The organism is Acinetobacter sp. YH12117, from assembly GCF_013418865.1.
In the GTDB taxonomy this organism is placed as follows: Bacteria; Pseudomonadota; Gammaproteobacteria; order Pseudomonadales; family Moraxellaceae; genus Acinetobacter; species Acinetobacter indicus.
In genome coordinates, this window is the sequence record NZ_VPBF01000003.1 from 24,465 (window position 1) to 48,568 (window position 24,104).

At 42.9% G+C, this 24,104-nt stretch carries 20 protein-coding genes and 1 tRNA gene; 9 read left to right on the forward strand and 12 right to left on the reverse strand.

The features are described 5' to 3' along the window. Nucleotides 1-137: 137 nt before the first annotated feature. From FTU55_RS02045 to FTU55_RS02055, 3 genes are all read right to left on the reverse strand, one after another. Nucleotides 138-1,229 (reverse strand): YqaJ viral recombinase family protein, encoded by a 1,092-nt coding sequence (locus tag FTU55_RS02045; protein WP_180046051.1) that lies wholly within the window; start codon nucleotides 1,227-1,229, stop codon nucleotides 138-140. 88 nt (nucleotides 1,230-1,317) lie between these two features. After that, nucleotides 1,318-2,355, reverse strand: a complete 1,038-nt coding sequence (locus tag FTU55_RS02050) for a DUF932 domain-containing protein (RefSeq protein WP_180046053.1) — start codon at nucleotides 2,353-2,355, stop codon at nucleotides 1,318-1,320. Between the two features lie 47 nt (nucleotides 2,356-2,402). Beyond that, nucleotides 2,403-2,720 carry a hypothetical protein gene (locus FTU55_RS02055; RefSeq protein WP_180046055.1) on the reverse strand — a complete coding sequence of 106 codons (318 nt, stop codon included), beginning with the start codon at nucleotides 2,718-2,720 and terminating at the stop codon, nucleotides 2,403-2,405. 812 nt (nucleotides 2,721-3,532) lie between these two features. On the opposite strand from FTU55_RS02055, the gene FTU55_RS02060 reads away from it, so the two are divergent. Both FTU55_RS02060 and FTU55_RS02065 read left to right on the forward strand, forming a co-directional pair. Beyond that, the gene (locus FTU55_RS02060) at nucleotides 3,533-4,651 is read left to right on the forward strand and encodes a hypothetical protein (RefSeq protein ID WP_180046057.1); all 1,119 of its coding nucleotides are present in this window, start codon (nucleotides 3,533-3,535) and stop codon (nucleotides 4,649-4,651) included. Nucleotides 4,652-4,753: 102 nt separating this feature from the next. Continuing rightward, nucleotides 4,754-5,257, forward strand: a complete 504-nt coding sequence (locus FTU55_RS02065; RefSeq protein ID WP_180046059.1) for a hypothetical protein — start codon at nucleotides 4,754-4,756, stop codon at nucleotides 5,255-5,257. Between the two features lie 178 nt (nucleotides 5,258-5,435). Here FTU55_RS02065 and FTU55_RS02070 read toward each other — a convergent pair whose 3' ends face one another. Next, nucleotides 5,436-6,821, reverse strand: a complete 1,386-nt coding sequence (locus tag FTU55_RS02070; RefSeq protein WP_180046060.1) for a hypothetical protein — start codon at nucleotides 6,819-6,821, stop codon at nucleotides 5,436-5,438. A gap of 115 nt (nucleotides 6,822-6,936) precedes the next feature. On the opposite strand from FTU55_RS02070, the gene FTU55_RS02075 reads away from it, so the two are divergent. The 3 genes from FTU55_RS02075 (at nucleotide 6,937) to FTU55_RS02085 (ending at nucleotide 9,730) form a co-directional block, all read left to right on the forward strand. Beyond that, nucleotides 6,937-7,140, forward strand: coding sequence for an AlpA family transcriptional regulator (locus FTU55_RS02075; protein ID WP_180046101.1), 204 nt, complete (start codon nucleotides 6,937-6,939; stop codon nucleotides 7,138-7,140). 267 nt (nucleotides 7,141-7,407) lie between these two features. After that, nucleotides 7,408-8,700, forward strand: coding sequence for an inovirus-type Gp2 protein (locus FTU55_RS02080; RefSeq protein WP_180046062.1), 1,293 nt, complete (start codon nucleotides 7,408-7,410; stop codon nucleotides 8,698-8,700). A 22-nt stretch (nucleotides 8,701-8,722) separates the two neighbouring features. After that, a complete protein-coding gene (locus tag FTU55_RS02085; protein WP_180046064.1) occupies nucleotides 8,723-9,730 on the forward strand; it encodes a hypothetical protein in 1,008 nt (335 codons plus the stop codon). Between the two features lie 244 nt (nucleotides 9,731-9,974). Here FTU55_RS02085 and FTU55_RS02090 read toward each other — a convergent pair. After that, nucleotides 9,975-10,064 (reverse strand) — tRNA-Ser (locus FTU55_RS02090). A 90-nt stretch (nucleotides 10,065-10,154) separates the two neighbouring features. After that, on the reverse strand, nucleotides 10,155-10,649 hold the full coding sequence (gene greB, locus FTU55_RS02095) for a transcription elongation factor GreB (RefSeq protein ID WP_005176376.1): 495 nt from the start codon (nucleotides 10,647-10,649) through the stop codon (nucleotides 10,155-10,157). Nucleotides 10,650-11,015: 366 nt separating this feature from the next. Between greB and FTU55_RS02100 the strand changes: the two genes are divergently transcribed. Then, nucleotides 11,016-12,131: a transglycosylase SLT domain-containing protein gene (locus tag FTU55_RS02100; protein WP_005176374.1), complete on the forward strand. Its 1,116-nt coding sequence runs from the start codon at nucleotides 11,016-11,018 to the stop codon at nucleotides 12,129-12,131. Nucleotides 12,132-12,202: 71 nt separating this feature from the next. On the opposite strand, the gene FTU55_RS02105 is transcribed toward FTU55_RS02100, so the two are convergent. Next, nucleotides 12,203-12,586 carry an SCP2 sterol-binding domain-containing protein gene (locus FTU55_RS02105; protein ID WP_016659963.1) on the reverse strand — a complete coding sequence of 128 codons (384 nt, stop codon included), beginning with the start codon at nucleotides 12,584-12,586 and terminating at the stop codon, nucleotides 12,203-12,205. A 216-nt stretch (nucleotides 12,587-12,802) separates the two neighbouring features. Next, on the reverse strand, nucleotides 12,803-13,726 hold the full coding sequence (ttcA, locus tag FTU55_RS02110) for a tRNA 2-thiocytidine(32) synthetase TtcA (protein WP_005176370.1): 924 nt from the start codon (nucleotides 13,724-13,726) through the stop codon (nucleotides 12,803-12,805). A 509-nt stretch (nucleotides 13,727-14,235) separates the two neighbouring features. Here ttcA and FTU55_RS02115 point away from each other — a divergent pair. Together FTU55_RS02115 and htpX are read left to right on the forward strand one after the other, a co-directional pair. Further along, nucleotides 14,236-15,078: a lytic transglycosylase domain-containing protein gene (locus FTU55_RS02115; RefSeq protein ID WP_034597413.1), complete on the forward strand. Its 843-nt coding sequence runs from the start codon at nucleotides 14,236-14,238 to the stop codon at nucleotides 15,076-15,078. A gap of 115 nt (nucleotides 15,079-15,193) precedes the next feature. Next, a complete protein-coding gene (htpX, locus tag FTU55_RS02120; RefSeq protein WP_005176364.1) occupies nucleotides 15,194-16,099 on the forward strand; it encodes a protease HtpX in 906 nt (301 codons plus the stop codon). Between the two features lie 94 nt (nucleotides 16,100-16,193). Here htpX and FTU55_RS02125 read toward each other — a convergent pair whose 3' ends face one another. The 3 genes from FTU55_RS02125 to FTU55_RS02135 form a co-directional block, all read right to left on the reverse strand. Continuing rightward, complete coding sequence (locus FTU55_RS02125; protein ID WP_005176362.1) at nucleotides 16,194-16,787, reverse strand: DUF4112 domain-containing protein; 594 nt, start codon at nucleotides 16,785-16,787, stop codon at nucleotides 16,194-16,196. Nucleotides 16,788-16,875: 88 nt separating this feature from the next. Continuing rightward, nucleotides 16,876-18,213 (reverse strand): magnesium transporter, encoded by a 1,338-nt coding sequence (mgtE, locus tag FTU55_RS02130; protein ID WP_005176359.1) that lies wholly within the window; start codon nucleotides 18,211-18,213, stop codon nucleotides 16,876-16,878. 117 nt (nucleotides 18,214-18,330) lie between these two features. Beyond that, nucleotides 18,331-21,423 (reverse strand): multidrug efflux RND transporter permease subunit, encoded by a 3,093-nt coding sequence (locus FTU55_RS02135; protein ID WP_180046066.1) that lies wholly within the window; start codon nucleotides 21,421-21,423, stop codon nucleotides 18,331-18,333. Nucleotides 21,424-21,706: 283 nt separating this feature from the next. Between FTU55_RS02135 and FTU55_RS02140 the strand changes: the two genes are divergently transcribed. After that, on the forward strand, nucleotides 21,707-22,885 hold the full coding sequence (locus FTU55_RS02140; protein ID WP_168381651.1) for a hypothetical protein: 1,179 nt from the start codon (nucleotides 21,707-21,709) through the stop codon (nucleotides 22,883-22,885). A gap of 38 nt (nucleotides 22,886-22,923) precedes the next feature. On the opposite strand, the gene FTU55_RS02145 is transcribed toward FTU55_RS02140, so the two are convergent. Then, nucleotides 22,924-24,078, reverse strand: coding sequence for a LuxR C-terminal-related transcriptional regulator (locus FTU55_RS02145; RefSeq protein WP_180046068.1), 1,155 nt, complete (start codon nucleotides 24,076-24,078; stop codon nucleotides 22,924-22,926). Nucleotides 24,079-24,104 lie beyond the last annotated feature (26 nt).

The following is a 24,104-nucleotide window of genomic DNA, read 5'->3' on the forward strand; positions in this document are numbered from 1 at the left end:
TTGAAATTCCTCTGTCGTTGAGATGTTTAGATGTGTTGTCCTGTGTGCTTAAAATAAAATCGGCATAAAAAATCCCGTGCAGGGCTGCACGGGATTTCAGGTTTCTTCTTGCTGAGTGTTTGGCTCTAGGCTTTAAGCTAATCTTGATAAATGTTGAAACGACGACTGCCTGCTTTCTGCAATGGGTACTGTTGAATGAGTTCAGGTTGGTGCTGAAGTAAGGACTTGATGTCTAGGCTGATACTGTCCTTGCTTTTCTTCCATGTCACTGAACCTTGCTGAAATACAGCACGTTCATGTTCCTGCATCAGTGCCTGAACACGGTGTTTAAGTAGGTCAAATTGGCTTTGGTGCTGTTCAATCTGCTGTTTCTCCTGTATCAGCTGATCAAACAGTTCATTGGCAAGCTTTACCTCCGTTAGATCAACACAGCTCAGTGGGGTATGTTCAGGATAGAGCTGTTGTAAAGCTTTGGCTGCCGATTCACTGGCATCCACTGCTGGCGGAACGTCATTTTCAACACACTCCCAAAACAGCCGTTCTGCCTGAATGATCTGTTCAATCAGGGCTTCATTACGACTGACTTTGTAGATTTTAGTTTCCTGCCCACACAGCAACACACAAATATGTGCCGCTTGTTTACCTGTCACGGCCAGTTGGTGTTGTACCTGACACAACACGTATAACGGCACACCATCTCGCCACAGTTTAGCGCCATATTCTCCTGCGGTTTTACATTCCAGTATTTGTACGTCTTCATTGCCCACCACGGCATAATCCAAGTTCGCCAACATAAAGGCTTTGTCAGGATCAGGGTGCTGTAACACCGCATTAACCCGACGGACTTTATTATTGGTGTGCATGCTGTAGTATTCTGCGACCAAGGGTTCTAACTGCTTGCCCCAATATAAAGGTGCATGTCCTGAGCTTTCATCTTCAATATTTTGCTGTACCCGTCCTGTTTTAATCATCCACAGTTCTAGCATCGACATATAAGGATTCAAGCCACAGGCGGCTGCGGCGTCACTGCTGCCTATTCCCTGTTTACGCACTTCCAGCCATGCTTGATAGTCCAGTTGTTTGGTGTTGATCAGACGTTTGGCATTTAAACTACGTTTTGAAGGGCTTGGTGGTGGATGTAGCCGTCCTGAATCAACGACAGCAGTTGAATTGGTTGTAGTTAAAGTGCTGTGATGCACTGTTGGTGTTGTGGTCATGTTTGGGTTCATGTGATGTTCCTCATCTCAATACGTTCTAAAAAACGGCATAAAAAAAGCCACATCCGAAGATGTGGCAAAGAGGGATACAAGATAAAATTTAGGCTGCAAGATATAATGCTTGCTCTAATCCACGTTGCTTTAATGCTGCCCCTGCACCAAACCAAGCAGAGTCAAGGCGGTGATCAGTACTCATCGCACGACGTTCATGGTCGACAAACTCGGTGATCGCACAAAGTAGTCCATAGGCGGTGTCTTTGGCTGAAGATAAATCTGCCCCACGTCCCTGCCCATTAAACATATTCATGACTTTGGTCATGGCACGTCCATTCGGTTCAGTTTTATTGGGTTGTGGATTGGCTTGAGACGCGACATTACGGTAGTACTGAATAATGTTATCCTCCTGTTCCATCGCACTTAGGCTATTGTTGTTAAATACCGCATCAAAATAAGCCGCTGCTTCTTTCTGGGTGACTTTACGTTGGGTGAGTTGTTTCATTTCATACATGTGGTCGTACCATGTTTTCACTGAAATACCGAGTTGATCTTTGACTTTGTCGGCATCAAACTTAGTACTGTGCGGTACTTTGACCACGCCTGCATTGGAACTCTGCCCTCGTAAGGCAATCGCTAAGGTGTTATTGCACACCACACGGATATTAGTGAATTGTGCGGTGGTGGCTAAAGTACCATCACATGCGGTTGCTAGCAGAATATAGCCATTGCTGACATCCCCACCTTTCAATTCTGCAGTTTGTCCTGTACGTGCCAAAGCCCAGAACTTTTTCCCACCTTTTAGGACACCTGCGGTTTCCAGTTCAAAGCCTGATTGCTCAGTGAGGTCTCGATAGAATTCTAAAATCTCTCTGGGTTGGACTTCTTGATAACGCTGACTCACCACCGATAAAGGAGCATGGGTATCTGAACGGTACAGTACACGCTGGTCTTCATACGGCATGATGATGCTTTGCCCACGTTCATTCTGTGCCATATAACTGACATTGGATGATTCAATGCGCCAGTCCATACCTGCCTGTTGTGCCCAGACTTCTATCGGTTGATTTTGGGTAAGTTGATTCCCTAGTCCATGCCAAGGGGTATCACCAACATAGGCCATTTGTTCAAGTTGATGTGCCATGATTTTAATTCCTATAAAAAGTTAAATGTCTATAAAGGTATAAAAGCTTAATTACGCATGCTTGGACTAAAATCACGGTCACAGTCATTGCAGTAATAATGTCGGGTATAAACAGGATGTGAGCTTTTTGGGACTTCATTCTCGGTCATCAGCATCCAAATTCCACCGATCAGGACACCTACTAAGGCACCTGCAATCGGGGGGATGTTTAAACTTTTAGAAACACTGATGCCTAAGGTCGCTAGTGCCAGAGGTGACATCACATTGTTTTGCGCTGAAGGTGAATGACTGTTAATGACCAAATGTTGTGGAGATTCCAGTAGTACCGTGTCTCGGGACTGACAATAAGGACATGGCAAACTCATCTAAATAATTCCTGTAATAAAAAATGAGTGAAATAAAAAAAGCCTGCTTTGGGGGAAAGCAGGCAAAGCGTGAATTGGGTTATTGCATAAGGCTGTTTTGAAGGAGCCACATGCTTCTCATTTAAATGATATGTATCTGTATTTTTTTAGAATTCGACTTTAAAAGCTGCTTTTATATTAATTTTAACGGCTTGATTCCAAGATCAATTGACCTGATTTTTATCAGCGATTATCATGCAAGGGCTGGCCTACATTGCCAGTCGGTTTTAGCAGACCGTTCATCTAGCGCATCAGAGTTTATTCTTCTGAGTATTCTCTACGTGCGTAAAACCTTCTCGTCCCCCTTTGCGGTAGAACGGGAGGGGGACGCGTTCGCGCGTGCTGGTTCTAGATGTCCAGTCTGCTAACCCCTTTTCGTTCTGCCACCATTATTTAGCAGTAATTTGGTAGAACTTCTATACATCTAGGAGTCATCTATGACGCTATTCAATTTATGTGCTTCCCCTGCACTCGCTTCATTCTCATACCCTCCCAAACTTTGGTATTTCATCCCGATTCCAACTTTATGGTCTTGCCCTGTGCACTGATTCATTTCATCACACTGATCAACCACTGAGTTTTTAATTCAGGGGCTGCTTTGTGCTGGAACAATATGATGAAATTTATCGCACAGCTAATTTGATCTGTTCTCATTGCGCTCAGTAATAACATAACTAGAGCCTGTGACAGCCAGATAATATGTATTTGAAATTACAGTCAATTTCATAATTCATTTTTAAAACTTTAAAAATATTTGATGGGGAAATAACAGGATGAAATACATTTCAATTGCACTACTGACTAGCCTAGCTTTAGCAGGCTGTTCAAAACCACAGAATGATACAAAAAATGAAGAACTGACTCAAAGTATTGAAAAAATGTCATTGAATGATGATACCCCCGCACAGGCCGTGTCTTCCCCTTTGATTATCGCCCGAAATGAAATTACGACTCCGCTCACTAAAACGGGAGAAAACTTTCAGGAATTAATCAAAGATGAGGGCTATTTTTCTTTTTATCCGCCGTATCAGACCATCTCTGGATTACAGATGTTTGCTGAAAATGACGATACTGCTGAAAATTGTCTAAATTGCGTGAATTTCCAAACCACTCTCAATGATTTAAGAAGTGTTCTGGCTTTAAAAAACAATCAAGTTCTGGTCATCGGGCATACAGGTCAACAATTTCCTGCATTCACTTTTGCTTTAGGTGACGATTATTCCTTGCGTGCAGCGCATGATACCGCGATCAATTATATAAGATCGACCATGCAAGTTAAGCCACCGCAAAAAGATCAGTTTGAAAGTACAGAGCAATATCAACAACGTATTCAGACCCTTCAAAAAGAACTGGATACTAAAAATGCCAATTTAAACTATGACTTAAAACTTCTAGAAATGAGTTTAAATGCGACTTCTAGACAAAGTTTGTTCATGACGAGCAGCTATACGCCCAATGATCGTCCAAGTGGCCCGATTGATAACTTCGTTTATTATGATGCTGACTCGAAAAAGTTACATTTTGAGGACATGAATTTTTCATCTGAACTGATCGTAAATTTCACAGCCCCATCCACGCCAGAGTTAGCAAAAAATATTATTACGGCTGATGGACAGAAATATGTCGGGTATATTTTTAACTTTAATCGGAATAAATTAGAGTTAGATAGTTTAGTCATTTATCAAGCTATCAATACTCAAACTGGTTTATTAAATGAGCCTATTGCAATACTTGAACCGAGTACGATTTCTTTTCAACGAAAGCATTTCAACGGTATCGAAAATGCTCGCTTAAAAAAATTTGATGTCGCATTTAAAAAGCCAATTCACTTTGATTTTACGCTGAATAACTACACCCCTATCGAGCATGTATTTAAAAAGATCGGTGAGTAATCCTCAAGCTTATTAATCTTAAGAATTTTATTAACAATTAAATATACAAGAGTGGCCTCCACCCTGTAGATCACGATATTCGCTTAAGAACAGGTATTTATAATGAATTGTATTCCATCTATTTTTTTATCCAGCGTACTGTTGCTAACTTTAACGGCATGTAATTCAGACAATGATGCGCCAAAGTCTAAAGATACCCAAACGCAAACAAGCTCTGCTGAAAATACTACCGCACAAACAGATGAAGCTTTACCGGAGGATGAATTTAGGACCACCATGGTAGAATATGATCCAGACGATCCTGCTTTTGAAGCTGTAGAGCAAGCGCCCCAAGAAGAGTTTGAGCTAAGTGTCCGTCGTGATCCATCACAGCATACCATGACAGGCTACGTAGATAAGCTGATGATTGTTTCTCTAAATAACGATCCCACGACTTTAACTGGTGTTTCGATCAACCGTGGCAATTGTGGCACCAAAGGTTTCTATGACTATAAAAATATGCGTTATGGTTCTGTAGCGCAAATTTATCTGGGCTGTGCTGCTGAGTATGTTCGTGAAGTAACGATCAGTACCAATAGTGGCTTGACCTACACCTATAAGTTTTAGCTATTCGAGAGGCTAAATATAGCATCATTTATTAACGGAAAAGTTAAGGTTACCCTAAGTGAAACTGCTGAACATATCTGGTCAGCAGTATAGCTGTTGAGGCACTAAAAGTGCGCCATATAGTCAGCCTAGGTCGGTGTAAAGATGAGTCTTGATCTTAGAAAAATAAAGATTTTTCTTACTTAACCATATACAAACTTGCAAAACTAAAAGCTTTCCCTTTTTCATCACTTATCTTGGTATTAAGTTGATTTACATTGATAGAACATAGCTTTATTCCGCGGTTAAATGATACGTTCTGATTGACTTCCTTATTAAGGTCAAAATTAGTAACTAAATCCACAAAACTGGGCTCAAACAGACCTGTTTCAACATTGATCTTGTCATCAGACAATTGAAGTGATGTACTAATTTTAGAATAAAATTCAAAATACAGAGCAAAAAGATTCTCTTGAATCGCCGAAGCTGTAAAATATATAGTCAACTTTAGGTTAGATTTTGCTTTTACAGTAGCGTTATAAGAATAGTGAACACCTACCAACTGAAGTAAATTAGCCAAGTAATCTAAAAATCCCTTTTTTAAATCACTTTCATTCTCAAAAGATTGTGCCGCACCATCATAGCCCCTTAATTTATAGACTGTATAACAGAGCAAAGTAAAAACTCCCGCTCCTTTTTGGGATGCTTTTTTAGATTTTTCTGCATTCAGTATTTGGATAATTCGATGTAATTGCTCTAAACGTGGATTATTCGAATTAGGAGCATTTATAGATGCAGCTGTATCATGCAGTTTAAATTTTGCAAACTCCAAATAATCTAACAAAGCGTCAACCACTGGAACCTTAAAGTCTTCCGCTAAGCGAAACGTTAAGTAATCCTTCTTATCTGCTTCCCCTGTAAACAGAGCTAAATCTGCAATTGATACATGTCCTATTTCATATCCTTTATTTTTAGCTAAAATTTCAAAATCATGTAAGTACTCATAAATTTTCTTTTCAAATTCTTGTCCTTTTAAATACTCATCATGATTTAATCGCGTTGTGCGCTGGTTTAGACTGGAAAAATAATTTTCAATACTAATCCAGGTTAAGAATAGACGTTCCGGATTAAAACGGTAGAGCACTAAGTAACGTATATCAATATGTTCAGTCAGTTTGATATAAGCTTCTTTTAGCTGCTCATCTTCACTTAACTTTTTCTTAAACTTTAATCGAAGCTCATCCATTTCCTTTACAAATAAATCATTACCTAGATGATTGATCAAAAAAGCTTCGGTACCCTGATTGATTTTATTTCGCCCATATTGAAGGCAATCAAAAACATACCCTTGTACTGTTTTTTTAAAATCTAAAGTATTTAAAGAGTTTCCTTCTTTCAGCTCGAATTCACCACAGACATCACCTATAAATTCACTAATTTCAACTTGGTAGAAATCACGCAGCCAATCATAAAAATCTCTAAATTCATCAGATTTTTGAATATCATGAATGATATTTATCGTTTTCAGCATCCGCATAAAACGTACCGAACAATATTCCCTATCCACTTTCCACCATTTTTTCATATATTTTTCAACAGATTATAATATATTATTTTTTCACTAAAAAATATATTCACCATGAATCACAATTTAATCGAACCAAAACCAACTCATCCTATGGAGTTCGATCATGGATAATATGAAGAATCAAACGATACAAATCATTCGTTTACCAAAAGTCATTGAAACATGCGGATTATCTCGCAGCACGATATATGAAAAGCTTAACCAACGATCCCCAAGGCATGATCCTACCTTCCCCAAACCCGTGCGTCTTGGAACAGCCGCAGTAGGCTGGCTTCAACATGAAATTAACCACTGGCTGCTCTCCAAGAAAGCATAGGCTCTAAGTGCTTATCTTTTCAGTCAGGTAAACCACAAATCTATCGACTTTACCGAAAGGGGCTGGATTCCAAGTCCCCTTGTAGACAGTTGTTGTCTCTAATTCTGATGGGTGGCTTCTATAAGATTATAATTAGATCAATATATTTGTATCTTATTAATATTTATATATTTTATAAATAAAGATTATTTATCTTACTTAGTCTCTGCTCATACTATAGGTTAGATGGCAACAATCAGTATTTTATTACCGATTGGAGTTATATCTATGAACGATAATAACATTCATTATCCTAAGATCAAAGAAACTGAGGTTAAAGATTCTTTTGACCCAATACCAAGTTTATCAGTTCAAATTGAAACAGACCTATTAAATGAGTCTGAAGAAGTCCTATCTGGGTATGACGATGAATTAAATGAGCAATTTGAACTAGAAGATCTCTTAAACTCAGAAAGTGATAGCAAGCACGATGAGTTACCTAGTCCTCAGACTCTCAATCAATTCCTTAACCACCTAATAGACCCTAATGTAGCTGCATGCACCATCGCTATTAGTTTATGTGATGAAATAATTAAGCAAAAGGCTACCTCCCTATACAGTCTGTATCAGCCAAAAAATAAAGAGGATATTTCCCTTTTCAATCGAAAACATTGGGAATTGACTCACCCCAGAATAAAGCAATTGCTTCGTTCATTCTTACTTAATTCCAAGCGAACAGCTGTATGGGTGAATATAAAGTGTGAACAGCTTGAGGCTGTTATGGCTGCGTTAGATAAGGCCTTAAAACCATATCTAGACTTTATTTATGACTTAATTGAGCATCCATATGAGGAACTTAATGAGGTAGATGCAAATGGTAGACTGACAGGACATAAGGTTTCTTTAGCAGTAATCTTAAATCGCTTTATTAAAGTGCTTTTTGAACAGTTACATTCGCCTGAATATCTACAGCGTGTGAATGACCGTCGCAAAGTAGCGAAAAGGGGTGAAAAAAAGGTTCAGAAATACATTGATAAGTTACGTGGCCTTTATTCACGTTTATTGGGTGTTCGGGTTGATCTCTATCTACCTGCAGATAAAAAACATTTTACTCCTCAACAAATCGTAAAGCATTTCCATACGATTTTACAGAAACTGCGTCGCAGTAAATCCCTGCATTTAAAAGGCTATGTTTCAAAAATGGAATATGGCGTAGATCAGGCTTTACATATTCATTGTTTTTTCTTTTTCTGTGGTCGTAAACATCGAGAAGACATTAGTTTAGGTCGAATGATTGGTGAGTTGTGGGACAGTCAAATTGGCGGTAAACACAGCTATTTTAATTGTAATACCAGTAAGAATCGTAAGAAGTACAAATACGATGCTATAGGCATCATTGACCGTGATGATCAGACCAAATACGACAATATTGCAAAGGTGATTCGCTACTTTGCCAAGTTCGAACAATATGTCTTACATAGCAGCTTAGCGCGCGTTAAAACGCTCAATACAGGCTTATTACCCCATATTAAGAAAGGTATGGGTCGTCCTAATCTAACTCAATACTACAAATCTATTTAACCTTATTACTGAGATTCTTACTATGAAGCAATTACCCTTACACCGTCCTCAACCTCAATGCTTGCAGTCAACTCATGCTGTGTCAAATGTTTATCCAAACAACCATGTGGATTTACTATCTGAGAATGTAATAACACGATGGACATATGCCGATGAAGGCTTTGGGAGAAGAGCATTTGGATTAATTGATTTTCTTAAACAGTTAGAACATGACAGAATTAGGGTTTTTCCTAAACCAACTGCAGCTTATCCACATCCTTTTATGAACTCTTTGTGCTATTTTGCTCTCCAGCAGATATCACCGTTTTCCTATTTTATCGATCTTTTTGATGGCTTTGAAACAAATCCTTATTTAAGGGTTTTCCATAAATTTGCTGTTGAAAACTCACAACTGATGAGATCAGTACATCAAGTCCCTAATCATATTTGGGAAAGTTTATTCCAGCGTTTACGTGCTGAATTATATACAGCCAAGGCAAAACTTCAGACGAATAAATATGAAGCAGAAATACAAAAACTTCGCAATGAACAAAAAGCTTTCTTTAGACGTGTTATGCAAACACAAGAGCAAGCCAATTGTATTTTCTTAGAATTGCCTTTTATTTCTCAAATTGATCCTCCTCATTACCAAACCCAGGAGGAAGCCGAGAAAGATTCAGCAAAAGTATTGAAAAAATACTTTCAGTGGCTACATACAGCACCAGAGCTAAGAGGCAGGCTTTTTGATATTCACTGGCGCATCATTAAAGGACTGGATCATAAGCTAACAGCACAAGCATTCATTTACATCCTCGGCGATAAAATTGATTATTTGCCGTTGCTAAAAGAACAGTGGGAACTAACCTGCTCAGATTATCAGCTTCAAGGTATTCTTCCAGAACCGAAGCACCTTCATTGTTACGATGGACAAGGACTAGTTCAAAAAGCATGGTCACAACTCATCGAACGAGTACATGAGCCACTTCGTTTTTATCGTTATAAGGGCAATGGTATTACTTATGTGTGGAAAGAATACACAGGCAATGTTTAACCTATAGTCTTTTTTATTTCGGCCTAAGGGTTCATTCGTGAACCCTTTTTTATATATTAAAAATATCTTTTCAAAGCTATAAATGAGTTTAAAATTATTAACGTTTTTTATACTCATTTCCTATCTTATCCTGAATCGTCCTGTTTTTGCTTGTCACATCCAAAATTTTATGAGGGGTAGGTTGAGGGGTAAAACTACAGACAAAAAATAAGCCCTTGTAAAAACAAGGGCTTATTTAGATATTTGGCGGAAGCGGTGAGATTCGAACTCACGGAGGACTCACACCCTCGTCGGTTTTCAAGACCGGTGCATTAAACCACTCTGCCACGCTTCCAATGGCGGCTATCATATAAAGAAAATTTTAACTTGGCAAATATTTTTCCAGGTTTTCGCAACCGACTGTACAAAATAAAATCAAAATCATTTAATTTGCTGAATTTTCAAACTTTTCATAGCGAATGTCGACAATATACCAGTGTTTTGCACCTGATGGCGTCTGCACTACTGCTTCATCATCCACACTTTTGCCCAGCAAGGCGCGCGCCATTGGCGAGTCAATTGAAATATGTTGTGGATGATGATCATAAATTTCATCAACCCCGACAATTCTTAGGGTTTTCTGCTCGCCATCATCATTTTCAATATCGACCCAAGCGCCAAAATAGACCTTGCCCTCCTGTTCAGGTGAAAAATCAATAATTCGCAGCTCTTCCAGCCGCTTGCCGAGGTAACGTACCCGACGGTCAATCTTGCGCAGCAGCTGCTTGTTATATTGGTAATCGGCGTTCTCCGAACGATCGCCGAGACTGGCCGCCCAGTTCACTTTTTTGGTAATTTCAGGGCGTTCTTCATGCCACAAATGCTGAAGTTCCGCGACCAGTTTGTCATGTCCACCACGGGTAATTAAGCTCGATTTCATGGCCTTTAACAGCAGAAAAATATGCCTGTAGCTTACCAAAAACTGCTGCCTTCTCCCCAATTACTCCACTTTTAAAGTTTATAAAATATTTTTCCTAAATAGAATCATTTACTTATGAAACAGTTTTTTATTTTTTTATGGACAAAATTTGACAACTCAAATTTTGGTCTTTATTATGCGCACATCTTTTAATTATGATCATTTTTTAACCTGTGTGGCGTAGCCACATTTTTTATCTTTCATCCCATGTCATTTTGAATGACGTCATGAGTGCCCACCCTCTTATTGAATTTATCAAACTTGAAAAAGTCTGAGGCCTTTTGCCTCCTGCTTTGTAGGGCATAAATTACTTGTAGCGGAGACAACATGCACAGTAGTTCAACTTCTGGGTCGAGGCTTGGCCTTCACTCTTTTTTCAACTCTCTCCCTTTAAAAGTCTTAGTATTAAGCAGTGCGTTAATTCCGTTTCATAGTATTAATGCAAGTAAAGCAGCGTATCAGTTTGATCGCGTGGTCAATCACAATAAATTGACCGTGGTTTCTGTTTCGAATCCGACCACCGTGTTTCAGAACAGTCAGCATCTGCATGGCTTTGGTTATGACCTGGTGCGCAACTATGCGCATAGCCTGAATGTCAAACTCGAGTTTAAAACCGTACCGGACAATGCGACAGCGTTGCAATGGGTGGCGTCAGGTAAAGCCAACTTTGCCATGACCACTGCCAGTATTCAGAGCATTGAAAACAAGCATCTGACCGGTTTTTCGGCCACCTGTGGCGATTTAAACACCTTGCAGAAAAATGGCCTAAACAGCAATTTAAACTGGGTATTTAAACATGCCGATGATCCGCTGAGCCAGACCGCCAGTGCCTTTGTCTGCCGTGGCAAACAAAGCGGTGCCATCAACCAGCTGGCCTCGTTCTATAACCAGAATGTGGTTAAGCAGGAATCCTGGAATACTATCCAGCGTGACTTAAGCAATCGCATGCCTTTATATAAGGCCAGCTTCCAGCGCACTGCGCAGCAGTATGATCTGGACTGGCATTTACTGGCGGCCATTGGTTATCAGGAATCGTACTTAAAGCCGAACTCTGTTTCACCAACCGGTGTTCGTGGTTTGATGATGCTGACCAACAGCACAGCCAAAGCTATGGGCGTCAGTAACCGTACCGATCCAACCCAGAGCATTCAGGGCGGTGCCAAGTATTACAACCTGATGCTGAACCGTTATAAGCATATTCCGTTTCCAGACCGTAACTGGTATGCACTGGTGGCCTATAACATGGGTCCGGGTGCCGTGAGCCAGATTCAGAAGCGTATTCAGGCCACCGGTAAAAACCCGAACAACTGGGTCAACCTGTATGCTTACTTAGACGGCAATAAAGCCAAGAACGGACGTTATCGTCAGGCCTTACAATACGTGACCCGTATCCGTGCCTATCTGGAACACATCAAGACCACGCCGCAGCTGGTGAATATTTAAATGCTTCACCGTTGATCTTCAAGGCAAAAAAAAGCTTACCTTCGGGTAAGCTTTTTTGTGTCGGGTCACAATCAGGTGGTTTGCGCCAAAACGTTTTTGAACAGGTCTTTTTGCTCTTGGCTTGGTTTTGCAGTTTGCAATGCCATTAATTGAGACATATCGCCTTGTACTTTGATTTTACCGGTCATGAAGGCTTGCATGGCTGCAGCCATATCAAACTCCAGGAACACTTTACGTAAGGTCTCAGCATCCATATTCAGGGTTGTTTTTGCATTTGCAGACAATCCTTTCTGGATTTTGCCACCGTCTAAAGCTAATTCTGTATTGCCTGAAGCATCCGTAACAACCAAATTAATTGCAAGATTCGCAAGCGCAGGTGGTAAATTTAAGTCACCAGCTTGAGCCGTCAGGTTCTCTACGGTTGCAAACCAATCATCAGATAAAAAAGCAGGCATGATTATTCCTCAATTTATTTGTTCATTTGTGTCGCCTGTCCAGACAACATTTTTGTGAAGCAATGATGCTTGTGACCTGTTATAGCATGTAATCATAAAAGATGGCTAAGATTTTTTGTACGATGCGTTCAAATTTTATATTTTTAATACAATATTGAAATAATTCAAATATATAAAAAAAGCACTGAACTGAAGTTCAATGCTTTTTTTGACTATTTAGTCAGCTGCATAGCCTAAATTGACCATGTTGATGCGGTTGGACTGACCATCTTCATTCTCGTGCGAATAACTGCCTTTAAAGTCAAACTCGCGCTCGCTATCGAGTGCTTCAAAGTCAAACAGCTCGCGGTCTGCCAGTTGCGATGGTGATACATTTTGCAATGCACCAAAAATACTGTGCAGACGTTTTGGATGGGCATTGTCCCATTCACGCAGCATGTCATTGATAATCGCACGTTGCAGATTTTCCTGCGAACCACACAGGTTACATGGAATAATCGGGAACTGGCGCATTTGCGCGTATTTGATGATGTCTTTTTCTTCCACATAAGCCAGTGGACGAATCAGCATATTCTTCTTGTCGGAAGATAACAGCTTCGGTGGCATCGCCTTTAAGCTGCCGCCATGGAACAGGTTCAGGAAGAAAGTCGCCAGAATATCATCACGATGATGCCCCAGTGCCACCTTGGTTGCCCCAATTTCCTGGGCAAAACCATACAGTGAACCACGACGCAGGCGCGAACACACTGCACAGTAGGTTTTGCCTTCCGGGGTCAGACGCTTGGTAATGCTGTAGGTATCTTTTTCCAGAATATAATACGGGATATTATTTTCTTCCAGATAACGCGGCAGCACATCTTCAGGGAAGCCCGGCTGTTTCTGGTCCAGATTCACCGCCACTACATCAAAATGAATCGGGGCAATACGTTTAAACTGCAACAGAATATCCAGTAAGGTATAACTGTCTTTACCACCCGAAATACACACCATGACCTTGTCACCGTCTTCGATCATCTTGTAATCACGAATGGCATGACCCACCTGGCGACGCAGCTTTTTCAGCAAACGGTAATACGCAGAGCTGGTTGGCAGTTCTGGTTTAAAATTAAATCCTTGATCGGACTCAACTGGCGAGAACATAGACGAGATTTACCCATAAAAAAAATACCGCGCAATTTTAGCCGATTCAGTCCCGGCACGCATCAAAAGAATGTAATTTCCTGCTTGTCATTTTTTGTCATCTCGCTGTCTTTATTTTTATGCTAATTTGAACGTTTGCGTTCATCTTTTGAGCAAGATGCTTATCTTTTGGACTTTTCCACAGTTTTCCACAAAAGCTGTGGATAACTTTGTGGATTTAAAACAACTTGACAAGGTCACTTGCCTGCAATTGAAGGCTTCTATTTAAATCGATCATTTTTTAATCAATTTTATTCCCAATTAAAATCAATGATTTAAGTGTGTCAAGCAGACCAGAATAAAAAAAAATAAATATTTTTTTTGATTGTTCTGTCAGCAAACAGGGCTTGATTTTTACAAAGTAAACGGGGAAATAAATGTAAAGACTCTTTTCATCAATGTTTTTTTTGTTAAACTCAAACCACCTGTTTGGGGACAGTATGAACTTCGTTACCATAATGAATACGATAATGTATAAAAGATTACATTTTAAACAACTGGCTTTTTGGGGATGTGTGACGCTGCTTGCGGTTGCATCGCACAGTCATGCCGGACAGATTTATGTCTATAAAGACAATAATGGCAGTACCCTGCTGACCAATCGTAAAAGTTCAGACCAGTCCCTGAAAAAAGTCAAAGTGACGTATTATCCCGATAGCAATATTCACCGTTATAGCAACTGGGGCAGCTCTGAAGCATCGGTCTTACCAAGCTATAGCCGCAATAAAAATGCCTTTGACCATATTATCCAGCAGGCCGCGCAGCGCCACGGTATTTCATCTGGGCTGATTAAAGCCGTCATGCATACCGAGTCCGGCTTTAATGTCAATGCCCGCTCTCCGGTCGGGGCCCAAGGCTTAATGCAGCTGATGCCAGCCACTGCCAAACGTTTTCAGGTTTCTAATGCCTACGATCCTTATGAAAATATTATGGCCGGGGCCAAATATCTGGCCTGGTTACTAAAACGTTTTAACGGTAATACATCCTTAGCATTGGCCGGTTATAATGCCGGTGAAGGCAATGTCGCCAAATACGGTGGCATTCCGCCCTTCCGTGAAACTCAGGACTATGTGCGCCGCGTGACCAGCCGTTATCACAATCTGTATGCCGGTGGTGTCAGCAGTAGCGATCAGGGACCGTTACTGGCCCAATCCAATACGCTTTCTTCTGGTTCGCATTTAACTGCAGCCCAGCCTGCACGCCCATCGCGTGAAATTATTGTTGCCGCAGATGGCAGCTTTACCGATGCACCAGTCCGCTCCTATGCCACGGCACATGCCTCTGCTGCAGCCCGAATCACCATTTCGGACTAAGATGATTTTTTGTTGATTTTCACGATTTTTTCTTGAATTTTTAATACATTCACCGCATATTTACTTGCATGATTTATGAATCAGATTACATTTTCATTTTAAGAGGATTTACTCAATGATGCGGATTGGTTTGTTCTTGCTAACCAACCTCGCGGTACTGGTTGTAGCTGGCATTATTTTGTCACTCTTCGGTGTCGGTAGTTACCATGGCGCGGGTGGCTTAAATCTAGGCAACCTGTTGGTCATCTGTTTTGTCTTCGGTATGGTCGGTTCTTTAATTTCCCTGTTCATGTCTAAATGGATGGCGAAAAAAACCACCGGTACAGAGCTGATTGACCCGAATGCCCCACGTAACCAGGCTGAAGCGTGGTTATTAAATGAAGTTGCACAATTGTCGCAACGTGCTGGCATTAAAATGCCAGAAGTGGGTATCTTCCCTTCTTATCAGTCGAATGCCTTTGCAACCGGCTGGAACAAGAATGATGCTTTGGTGGCGGTTTCAACCGGTCTGCTGGAGCGTATGAACAAAGATGAATTACGTGCCGTACTGGCGCACGAAATTGGTCACGTGGCCAATGGTGACATGGTTACGCTGGCGTTAATCCAGGGTGTGGTCAACGCCTTCGTGATGTTCTTTGCCCGTGTTGCCGGTGATTTCATTGATCGTAACGTATTTGGCCGTGAAGATGGCGAAGCGCCAGGCATTGCCTACTTCGTGATTACCATTGTGCTGGATATCGTGTTTGGTATTCTGGCTTCGGCCATTGTGATGTGGTTCTCGCGTCAACGTGAATACCGCGCCGATGAAGCGGGTGCCCGTCTGGCTGGCAAACAGGCCATGATTTCTGCCCTGTTACGCTTACAGGCCGAATCTGAAATGCCAGATGCAATGCCAAAAGAAATGAAAGCCTTCGCGATTTCTGCCGGTCAGGAACAAGGGTTTAGTCTGGCAGCGTTATTCCAGACCCACCCGACCATTGAACAGCGTGTGGCGGCATTACAGCAGTTAAACCTGCCTTAATAATAATGCCCAACCGTTAAATAGACAAAAGCCTCCATATGGAGGCTTTTGTTTTTATGCGTGATAGATACTGGTTGGAATGATGACAGCTTACTTAAAGATTTAAACCCTGCATCCACTGCCAGACCCATTGCAGCCCGGCCAAGGTCGCCACCACCAGAATGATCAGGAACAACAGGCCTAATAAATCAGGAAGATGAATCCACAGCCAGGCCACCACAGGATTACGCCAGAATGCCGAATATTGCTGCTTCTGCTCCAGTTTTTCATGCAAGAAAGGATGCACCACATGATGGTCACTCTGGATATCATATTCCTGCCGGATATGATCATGCACAATATCCAGCGCCTTACGGCTAGGGCGAATAAAAATATCAAAAATCGTCCCGGCAATCGGAATAAAGCCTACCACCGCATCCATAACCGCCAGTTTCATGACCGGATTCAGCTTGGCTTGTGGCACGCCGACCTGTTTGGCTTTATAAATTGCATAACAGGTCAACACAAAACCGGCCAGATCGCCGGCCACCGGAATGGTACTTAAAGCCGCATCAGCGCCCACGCCCTGTTTGGTAAACGGAATCCGCACCACCGAATCCATCATATTGGCAAACTTGGCCAGATCACGCTCCAGGCGAATCACCTCTTGCCGGGAAAGTTTGGGTTTGGTGCTGTGCAGCTCTGTCATGAATCAACCTGATTTTTATCTATTTATGTCATGTTTTTACTATACTCGAGCGCGCTGCTCAAACGTTTTACTGCTTTGTAAATACAGGCTAAAACAACAGCTGTGAGGCAATAAACAGATAAACCACCACCCCGCTGGCATCGCAAATTGAGGTCACCAGAGGTGCCGACGCACTGGCCGGGTCCAGTTTCAGCTTATTGAGAATAAACGGCAGGCTCATGCCAACCAGACAGCCCATCAGCACAATGCCCAGCATACTTAAGGCCAACACCACCGCCACCATCAAATCGCCACGCACATAACCCAGTACCGACACGGCCAGTGCCATGGTGCCACCTAAACAAAGCGCCACCAGACTTTCCCGCCCGAGCAGATAGAACCAGTCACGAAAATGCACATCGCCGGTGGCTAAAGCACGGACCATTAAGGTCGCCGATTGCGCCCCAGCATTCCCGCCACTACCGACCAGCAAGGGCAAGAAGAACACCAGCACAATATGCGCGGCAATAATCTCTTCAAAATGGGCAATCCCAAAACCGGACAGCAAACTGCCAAACACCAGAAATACCAGCCAGAACACGCGCTGGCGATATAAAGATAAAATTGGTGCATTTTTCAGGCTCAGGTTGGGCAAGGATTCAATCGCACCGGATTTTAAAATATCTTCAGTAGTTTCGGCCTCGACAATGTCCATGGCATCATCATAGGTGACAATCCCGACCAGACGCTGCGCCTGATCAACAATCGGCAAGGCCAGAAAATCATAATGCGCCAGCTTCCAGGCAATCTGTTCCTGATCTTCATCGACCTGGCCCATCACCAGATCCGTGGTCATGAGATGCTGCAGCTGTACCTCTGGCGCGGCCTGAATAATCTGCCGCAAGGACACCACACCGAGCAGATGCTGTAGCGCATCGACAATATAAATCAGGTACAGGGTTTCCCGGTCTGCCGCCACCTGACGCAACTGTTCAATCGCCTGCTGGATCGTCAGCTCTGGGGATAAAGTCACAAAATCCGAACTCATGATCGCCCCGGCAGATTCTTCCGGGTAAGCCGCCAGCTGCTGAATTTGCTGACGTTTTTCCGGGGCCAGCTCGGCCAGAATCCACGGCTGTAGCGTCGGACTCAAACCTTTAAACAGGTCGGTCCGGTCATCTGAATGCATGGCACTCATCAGCTGCAACAAATCGGCTGGGTCCAGCTGTTCGGCAATTTGCGCCTGCACAGTTTTTGGCAAAAACTCAAAGATCAGCGCGGCCTGCTCCAGGGTGGGAATCAATCGAACCTGCGCTTGCAGCGACAGCTGTTCAATCCAGACCGCCAAATCGGCCGGATTCATATGCGCAATCAGGGTCTGTACCCGCTCTGGATGCTGCTGCAAAATGGCCTGTTCCAGTGCCTGAAGTTCAAAAGGATTCAGCATAAACTCTCATCATTATTCTTGGTTATTTTTTAAAATGTAAAGTGATTTGCACTGCATCTGCGTGCTGCCGCAGTGTCCCTGAAGCAGCAGCATTTTTCTCTGTATAAACCCGGCGGATCAGGCCTGTTTCAGTTTAAAGATCGAACGCACCAGTACATACATAAAGGGAATAAAGATCAGCACCAGAACCGTACCGAAAATCACTCCACCCAGCACACTCACGCCAATTTCCTGACGGCTGACCGCACCGGCACCAAAGGCAAATACCAGCGGAATGACCCCGGCCCCAAAGGCCAGCGAGGTCATCAGAATAGGACGTAAACGCAGACTCGCTCCTTCCAGTGCGGCTTCCACGGCGCTGCGCCCCTGCTGCTGCGCCATCGAAGCAAACTCGACAATCAGAATCGCATTTTTACAGGACAGGCCGATGGTGGTCAGCAGTGCAATCTGGAAATAGATATCATTCGGGAACCCGGCCAGGTAGCTGAACAGGATATTACCACCAATACCCAGTGGAATCGCGCTCATCACCGCAGTTGGAATGGTCCAGCTTTCATACAGCGCTGCCAGACACAGGAAGATAAAACCAATTGATACCAGATACAACAATAAAGCCTGATTGCTGGACTGCTTTTCTTCAAAGGACAAGCCGCTCCAGGCCAGATCAACACCGTCCTGCTGGTCAACCAGCTGCTGAATATCCTGCATGGCCTGACCGGAGCTGGCACCGGCTGCGGTATCGGCTTCCATTTCCAGTGCGGTATAGCCCATAAACCGGTTCACCACTTCTGGTCCGCCACCCCAGCTCAGGGTAGAAAAATTACCAAATGGCACCATCTGCCCGTTGGCATTACGCACCGACCAGGCCTGTAAATCTTCCGGGGTGGCACGGAACTCGGCATCACCCTGCATAATCACCCGTTTAATCCGGCCACGATCAATAAAGTCATTGATATAACTGCCGCCCCATGCCGCCGACAAGGTGCTGTTAATCGCGCCTTGGCTCAGGCCATTGGCCATGGCCTGTTTCTGATGAATATTGACATTCAGCTCGGCTTTTTCCGGATTGGATTTTTTATCCAGATTGGCAAAGCTGGAATAACGGTCGGCCTGACTGCGCAGGCTCTGGAATTGCTGCTCCAGATAATCACGGCCCTGCCCATTTAAATCTCGCAGCCAAAACTGCAGGCCATCGGTCTGGCCTAAACCGCGCACCGAGGCCGGCATCCCAATCATAATCTGCGCATCCGGATGACGCTGGAAATGCTGCATGGCCCGCTCACGAATTGCCTGCGCAGCATTGTCACTGCCCGGACGATCATCCCAGTGTTTCAGCGCAATAAAGCCCTGCCCCAAGTTCTGACCAGTACCTGAGAAATTACGGCCATAGCGAATCATCACCAGATCAACATTGGCCTGTTCCTGTGCAATAAAATAGGCACGAATCGTTTCCCCAACTTCACGGCTTTTTGACAGGGGCGCGCCTTCTTGCAATTTAAATTGTACCGTGAGCATGCCCTGATCTTCACTTGGAATAAAGCTGGTCGGCAAGGCTCGATAGAACAAGGCAAATACCCCGATTAAAGCCACAAAAATCACCAGAGAGATGGTGCGATGTTGCAGGGTCCAGCTTGAAGAACGCAGATAATGCTGTTTCAGATTTTCCAGTTTCTGATTAAACCAGGCGGCCCATCGGGCGGTTTTCTGCTTTGGCTTTAAAATTAAGGCACATAAGGCCGGGGTTAAAATCAGTGCCACCAGCAAAGATAAGGACATCGCGGCCACCAGGGTGATGGAAAACTGACGGTAGATGACCCCGGTCGAGCCACCAAAAAATGCCATCGGAATAAACACCGCGGTCAGCACCAAGGTAATCCCGACCAGTGCCCCGCTAATTTCCTGCATCGACTGGATTGCCGCCTGTTTGGCTGAAAGCTGCTGCTCATGCATCAAACGCTCAACATTTTCTACGACCACAATCGCATCATCGACCAGCAGGCCAATCGCCAGTACCAATGCAAAAAGAGTTAAGGTATTGATGGTCATGCCCAGCACATACAGCACTGTCAGGGTACCTAAAATCACCACCGGTACGGTGATGGTCGGAATTAAGGTAGCGCGCCAGTTCTGTAAAAACAGGAACATCACGATCACCACCAGAATAATCGCTTCAATGAGGGTTTTTACCACCTCTTTCATCGACTCCTTCACAAACGGCGTATTATCGCGTGGATAGACTATCTTGTAGCCTTCAGGCAACTGTTTGGAGAGATGATCAATTTCCTGCTGGATTAAAGCCGAGGTCGCCAGTGCATTGGCGCCAGAGGCCAGGGAGATGCCCAGCGCAGCTGAAGGATAGCCGTTAATCGTATTAAAGGACTGATAATTTTCTGCCCCCAGCTCGACCCGCGCCACATCTTTTAAATAAACAAAACTGCCGTCCTGGGCCGACTTTAAAATTACATTTTCAAATTCTTCGACAGTTTTTAAACGTGAACCGGAGGTGACTTTGGCATTTAAATACTGATCGGTTGCGGTGGGTAAATCGCCAATACTGCCGGCTGCCACCTGGGTATTCTGGGCTTCAACAGCGGCCCGAATATCGCTTGGCATCAAGGCATACTGTTTCAGTTTTAAAGGATTCAACCAGATTCGCATGGCATATTGCGAACCGAAGACATCCACCTCACCCACGCCTTCAATACGCGCCAGATCCTGTTCCAGATGGGTCATCATATAATCGGACAGTTCAATATTGGAACTGTGACCAGCGCTGTCATACAACCCGATGACCATATGGGTATCACCCAGAGATTTGAACACATTCACGCCTTGGCGCTGTACATCTTCAGGCAAACGGTTAATGGCGCTGTTAATCGCATTTTGCACCTGCACCTGTGCGGTATCTGGGTCTGTGCCATTTTCAAAACTGATACTGATACGGCTGCGCCCCGAAGAATCACTGCTCGAGCTAAAATACAGCAGATGATCCAGCCCTCGAATCTGCTGCTCCAGCACCTGGGTCACGCTCTCCTCCACTGTTTCTGCCGAAGCTCCAGTATAAGTGGCACTCACGGTAATGCGGGGTGGTGCAATATCTGGATAACGCTCGACCGGCAAACCTAAAGTGGAAAAAATACCAAACGCCATGACAATAATGGCCAGGACTCCAGCAAAAATAGGACGTTCAATAAAAAATTTTGACAGCATAAAACAGGATCACTTTTCGGTGGCAGCGTTGTTATTTAAGTCTTGCTAGAGCATCAAATTTATCAGCAAAATCAGAAAGCTTAAAAGGGTTTCTCAAATTACCACAGCTAAATAGATCTTCTATGACGACCTATCAAAAAATGCAGTTTTGTCACAAAAATATGCTTGTTTCTCCATCATTCCTCACATATTTGGCTTATACCCTCCCAATTTTGGGATAGCACCTAAACTCATCTAATTTCTATACTGCAGACATGACAATTTGAATAACAAGGAATTCGTGATGAAAAAAACTTTATTATGCTTAACTTTAGCAGGCTTACTCAGTGCATGTGGCGGTTCAGACAATGATTCTGGTAGCAATCAGAATCCACCACCATCAAATCAAACCACTGAGAATTACGGTACTTTTTTAAATAGTTCTGTCGATAATGTAAGCTATGAAACCAGTTCTGGTATAAGTGGCACACTTACAGAAGAGAATAAAACTTTTAAATACCAATCTGGAGATAAAGTTCAATTCAGTATTAGTGGTGTACAAATTGGTGGACTAGTTACAGCTCAGGATAATATTTCTCCTGCAGATTTATTCACAGATGAAACTGCCCAAAAGAATCTACTCAGCTTTATTGATGCTTTAGATTCAGACCCTGATACTGATGGAGTGCAAATTAGTGATGAAATACTTGAGAAGTTAAAAAACATTCCTAGCATTACTTTCGATCAACCCTTTGAGAATTTCTCTACTCAAATTTCAGAAACTAACCTCTTAAATGATCAAGTCTTAGTAAGCCCTGATGAAATCGTTATTAAACAACAACAAGTTTTTTATAAAGATATCGCAGGCACATGGCAATTGCATGAAAATAATAGTGTAGCAGTGATACACATATTAACGAATGGTAATTATATACTCGGACAAGCTTCTCCAAAAGATGCTGAAAGTCAAGCAGGGATTGAATTAGGCTCGCTTCTATGGAACCCTTTAAACAACAGCTTTGAGCCAACTATTACTCACGATACAAATGGTACAGCAGGTCTGTCTCATGCTAGTGATGGTAAACCCTACACTCTAAGCTCGGATGGCACTTATTTAATTCTGCATGAACCTGGTGCAAATAGTACATATAAACTGACACGTGTAAAACAATCATCTGGTTTAGTCGGCACTTGGAAGTTCTCAGAAACTCAACTCTTTGCTTTCTTTGACAATAATTACTACTTCTTCCTAGATGGAGAAGGTGGTGACGATTGCGGTTGGCCTGGAATTGAATATGGTAAGTTATCCATTACAGCAAATACGCTTACACCAACAGAAGTCTTATATGACACCAATGAATGTGGTGGATTACAAGACTCTTGGGATGGCAGTAAAGTTAATGCAACTTATAGCATCTCAGGAACAAGTCTAACCTTACATCCGCAAGGCGAAGACACTTTCACCCTACAACGTAGTAACTAAAAACTCTTAGAAGCTGTCTAAGCTAGACTTAGGCAGCTTTAACCAATATGTTCAAAATGAATGGTACAGCCCATTAATAAATGCATCAATTCAATCTGCGATGTACACCCGGTTTTTTCATAAATATTCTTAAAATAGGTACGCACCGAGCTTAACGTCAGCTTGCAATGCTCTGCAATCTCTTCAAGTTTATAACCATTAATCAGCACCTCACATAACTCAACTTCCCGATTCGACAAGTGATACTGCTGCTTTAAATAATCTTTGGCTAAATAATATTTCTGCCCGGTTTCAGTCACAAAAACCGCGACATAGGCCTGTTCTGGTAGTCCTTCAGTATTTTTTAGCTGGCTTAAATTAAAAGGAATCACCGTTAGCATTAAGGTACTCTGATCAGCTGCTGTCAGCTCAATCACCCCGCCTGGTTCTTTACTCCATTGACTTAAGTCCGAACCTGCCCCCTCAATGAGCTGATCGAGTTTGGCCTGAAAGCCGCGGCCCACTTTTAAATGATTATAACGGTCCAGCTCAATCAGGCTGGAGCGATTAAGAATTGCTTGAGCCTTTTTATTAGAATAGATTAAACAGGACTGCTGATCGAGTAGCAGCACGCCCGTTTTTAAGTGATCTAAAATATGGCCTAAAGCCAGTTTCTGCTGCTTGGCCTGACAAAGCTGCCGATGAATTTGTAGTGCCCGGCGTAAATGCTTACCGATTCGCCTAAGAAATTCATGTTCTTCCGGACTATAAGGCTGAGCATCTGGTGCCCGGTGAATGCCTAAAACTGCCCAACGATGCTGGCCCTGATCCAGTAAGACTGCTGCGATATGACAAATCCCGGTTGGTTCCAGACAACGCTCATAAAAGATATATTCATCAGTGCCTGGCATCTGGCCATAAGACTGTAAGTTTTGCTCAATGGTGTCTCCTACCGCGGTTTGCTGCCATAACGGCGCATGCAGTTTCATATCAATGACTTTAATCCGCTCATCCTGATAGGCATCAATACAGACTTGAGGAATATTATAGGTATGCACAAAGTCATAGCTTGGACTCAACTGGTCCAAAGCGGTAAAGATCGCAGTTTTACTGTTGGTGTAGTGCACAATGGCTTCAATCACTTGTGGCCACAAACGCGTATCCATCGCGGCATCATAAATTAACACAATGATCTGGTGTTCTTGTTCTTTCATCTCTTCCCCAGCTTAATCATTAAGCC

Coding starts and splice junctions, on each gene's coding strand:
- FTU55_RS02140 (WP_168381651.1), top strand. CDS start 21,707: ATGAAAAAAACTTTATTATGCTTAACTTTAGCAGGCTTACTCAGTGCA.
- greB (WP_005176376.1), bottom strand. CDS start 10,649: ATGAAATCGAGCTTAATTACCCGTGGTGGACATGACAAACTGGTCGCG.
- FTU55_RS02045 (WP_180046051.1), bottom strand. CDS start 1,229: ATGAACCCAAACATGACCACAACACCAACAGTGCATCACAGCACTTTA.
- htpX (WP_005176364.1), top strand. CDS start 15,194: ATGATGCGGATTGGTTTGTTCTTGCTAACCAACCTCGCGGTACTGGTT.
- FTU55_RS02080 (WP_180046062.1), top strand. CDS start 7,408: ATGAACGATAATAACATTCATTATCCTAAGATCAAAGAAACTGAGGTT.
- mgtE (WP_005176359.1), bottom strand. CDS start 18,213: ATGCTGAATCCTTTTGAACTTCAGGCACTGGAACAGGCCATTTTGCAG.
- ttcA (WP_005176370.1), bottom strand. CDS start 13,726: ATGTTCTCGCCAGTTGAGTCCGATCAAGGATTTAATTTTAAACCAGAA.
- FTU55_RS02125 (WP_005176362.1), bottom strand. CDS start 16,787: ATGACAGAGCTGCACAGCACCAAACCCAAACTTTCCCGGCAAGAGGTG.
- FTU55_RS02105 (WP_016659963.1), bottom strand. CDS start 12,586: ATGCCTGCTTTTTTATCTGATGATTGGTTTGCAACCGTAGAGAACCTG.
- FTU55_RS02135 (WP_180046066.1), bottom strand. CDS start 21,423: ATGCTGTCAAAATTTTTTATTGAACGTCCTATTTTTGCTGGAGTCCTG.
- FTU55_RS02055 (WP_180046055.1), bottom strand. CDS start 2,720: ATGAGTTTGCCATGTCCTTATTGTCAGTCCCGAGACACGGTACTACTG.
- FTU55_RS02075 (WP_180046101.1), top strand. CDS start 6,937: ATGAAGAATCAAACGATACAAATCATTCGTTTACCAAAAGTCATTGAA.
- FTU55_RS02070 (WP_180046060.1), bottom strand. CDS start 6,821: ATGAAAAAATGGTGGAAAGTGGATAGGGAATATTGTTCGGTACGTTTT.
- FTU55_RS02050 (WP_180046053.1), bottom strand. CDS start 2,355: ATGGCACATCAACTTGAACAAATGGCCTATGTTGGTGATACCCCTTGG.
- FTU55_RS02115 (WP_034597413.1), top strand. CDS start 14,236: ATGTATAAAAGATTACATTTTAAACAACTGGCTTTTTGGGGATGTGTG.
- FTU55_RS02100 (WP_005176374.1), top strand. CDS start 11,016: ATGCACAGTAGTTCAACTTCTGGGTCGAGGCTTGGCCTTCACTCTTTT.
- FTU55_RS02085 (WP_180046064.1), top strand. CDS start 8,723: ATGAAGCAATTACCCTTACACCGTCCTCAACCTCAATGCTTGCAGTCA.
- FTU55_RS02145 (WP_180046068.1), bottom strand. CDS start 24,078: ATGAAAGAACAAGAACACCAGATCATTGTGTTAATTTATGATGCCGCG.
- FTU55_RS02060 (WP_180046057.1), top strand. CDS start 3,533: ATGAAATACATTTCAATTGCACTACTGACTAGCCTAGCTTTAGCAGGC.
- FTU55_RS02065 (WP_180046059.1), top strand. CDS start 4,754: ATGAATTGTATTCCATCTATTTTTTTATCCAGCGTACTGTTGCTAACT.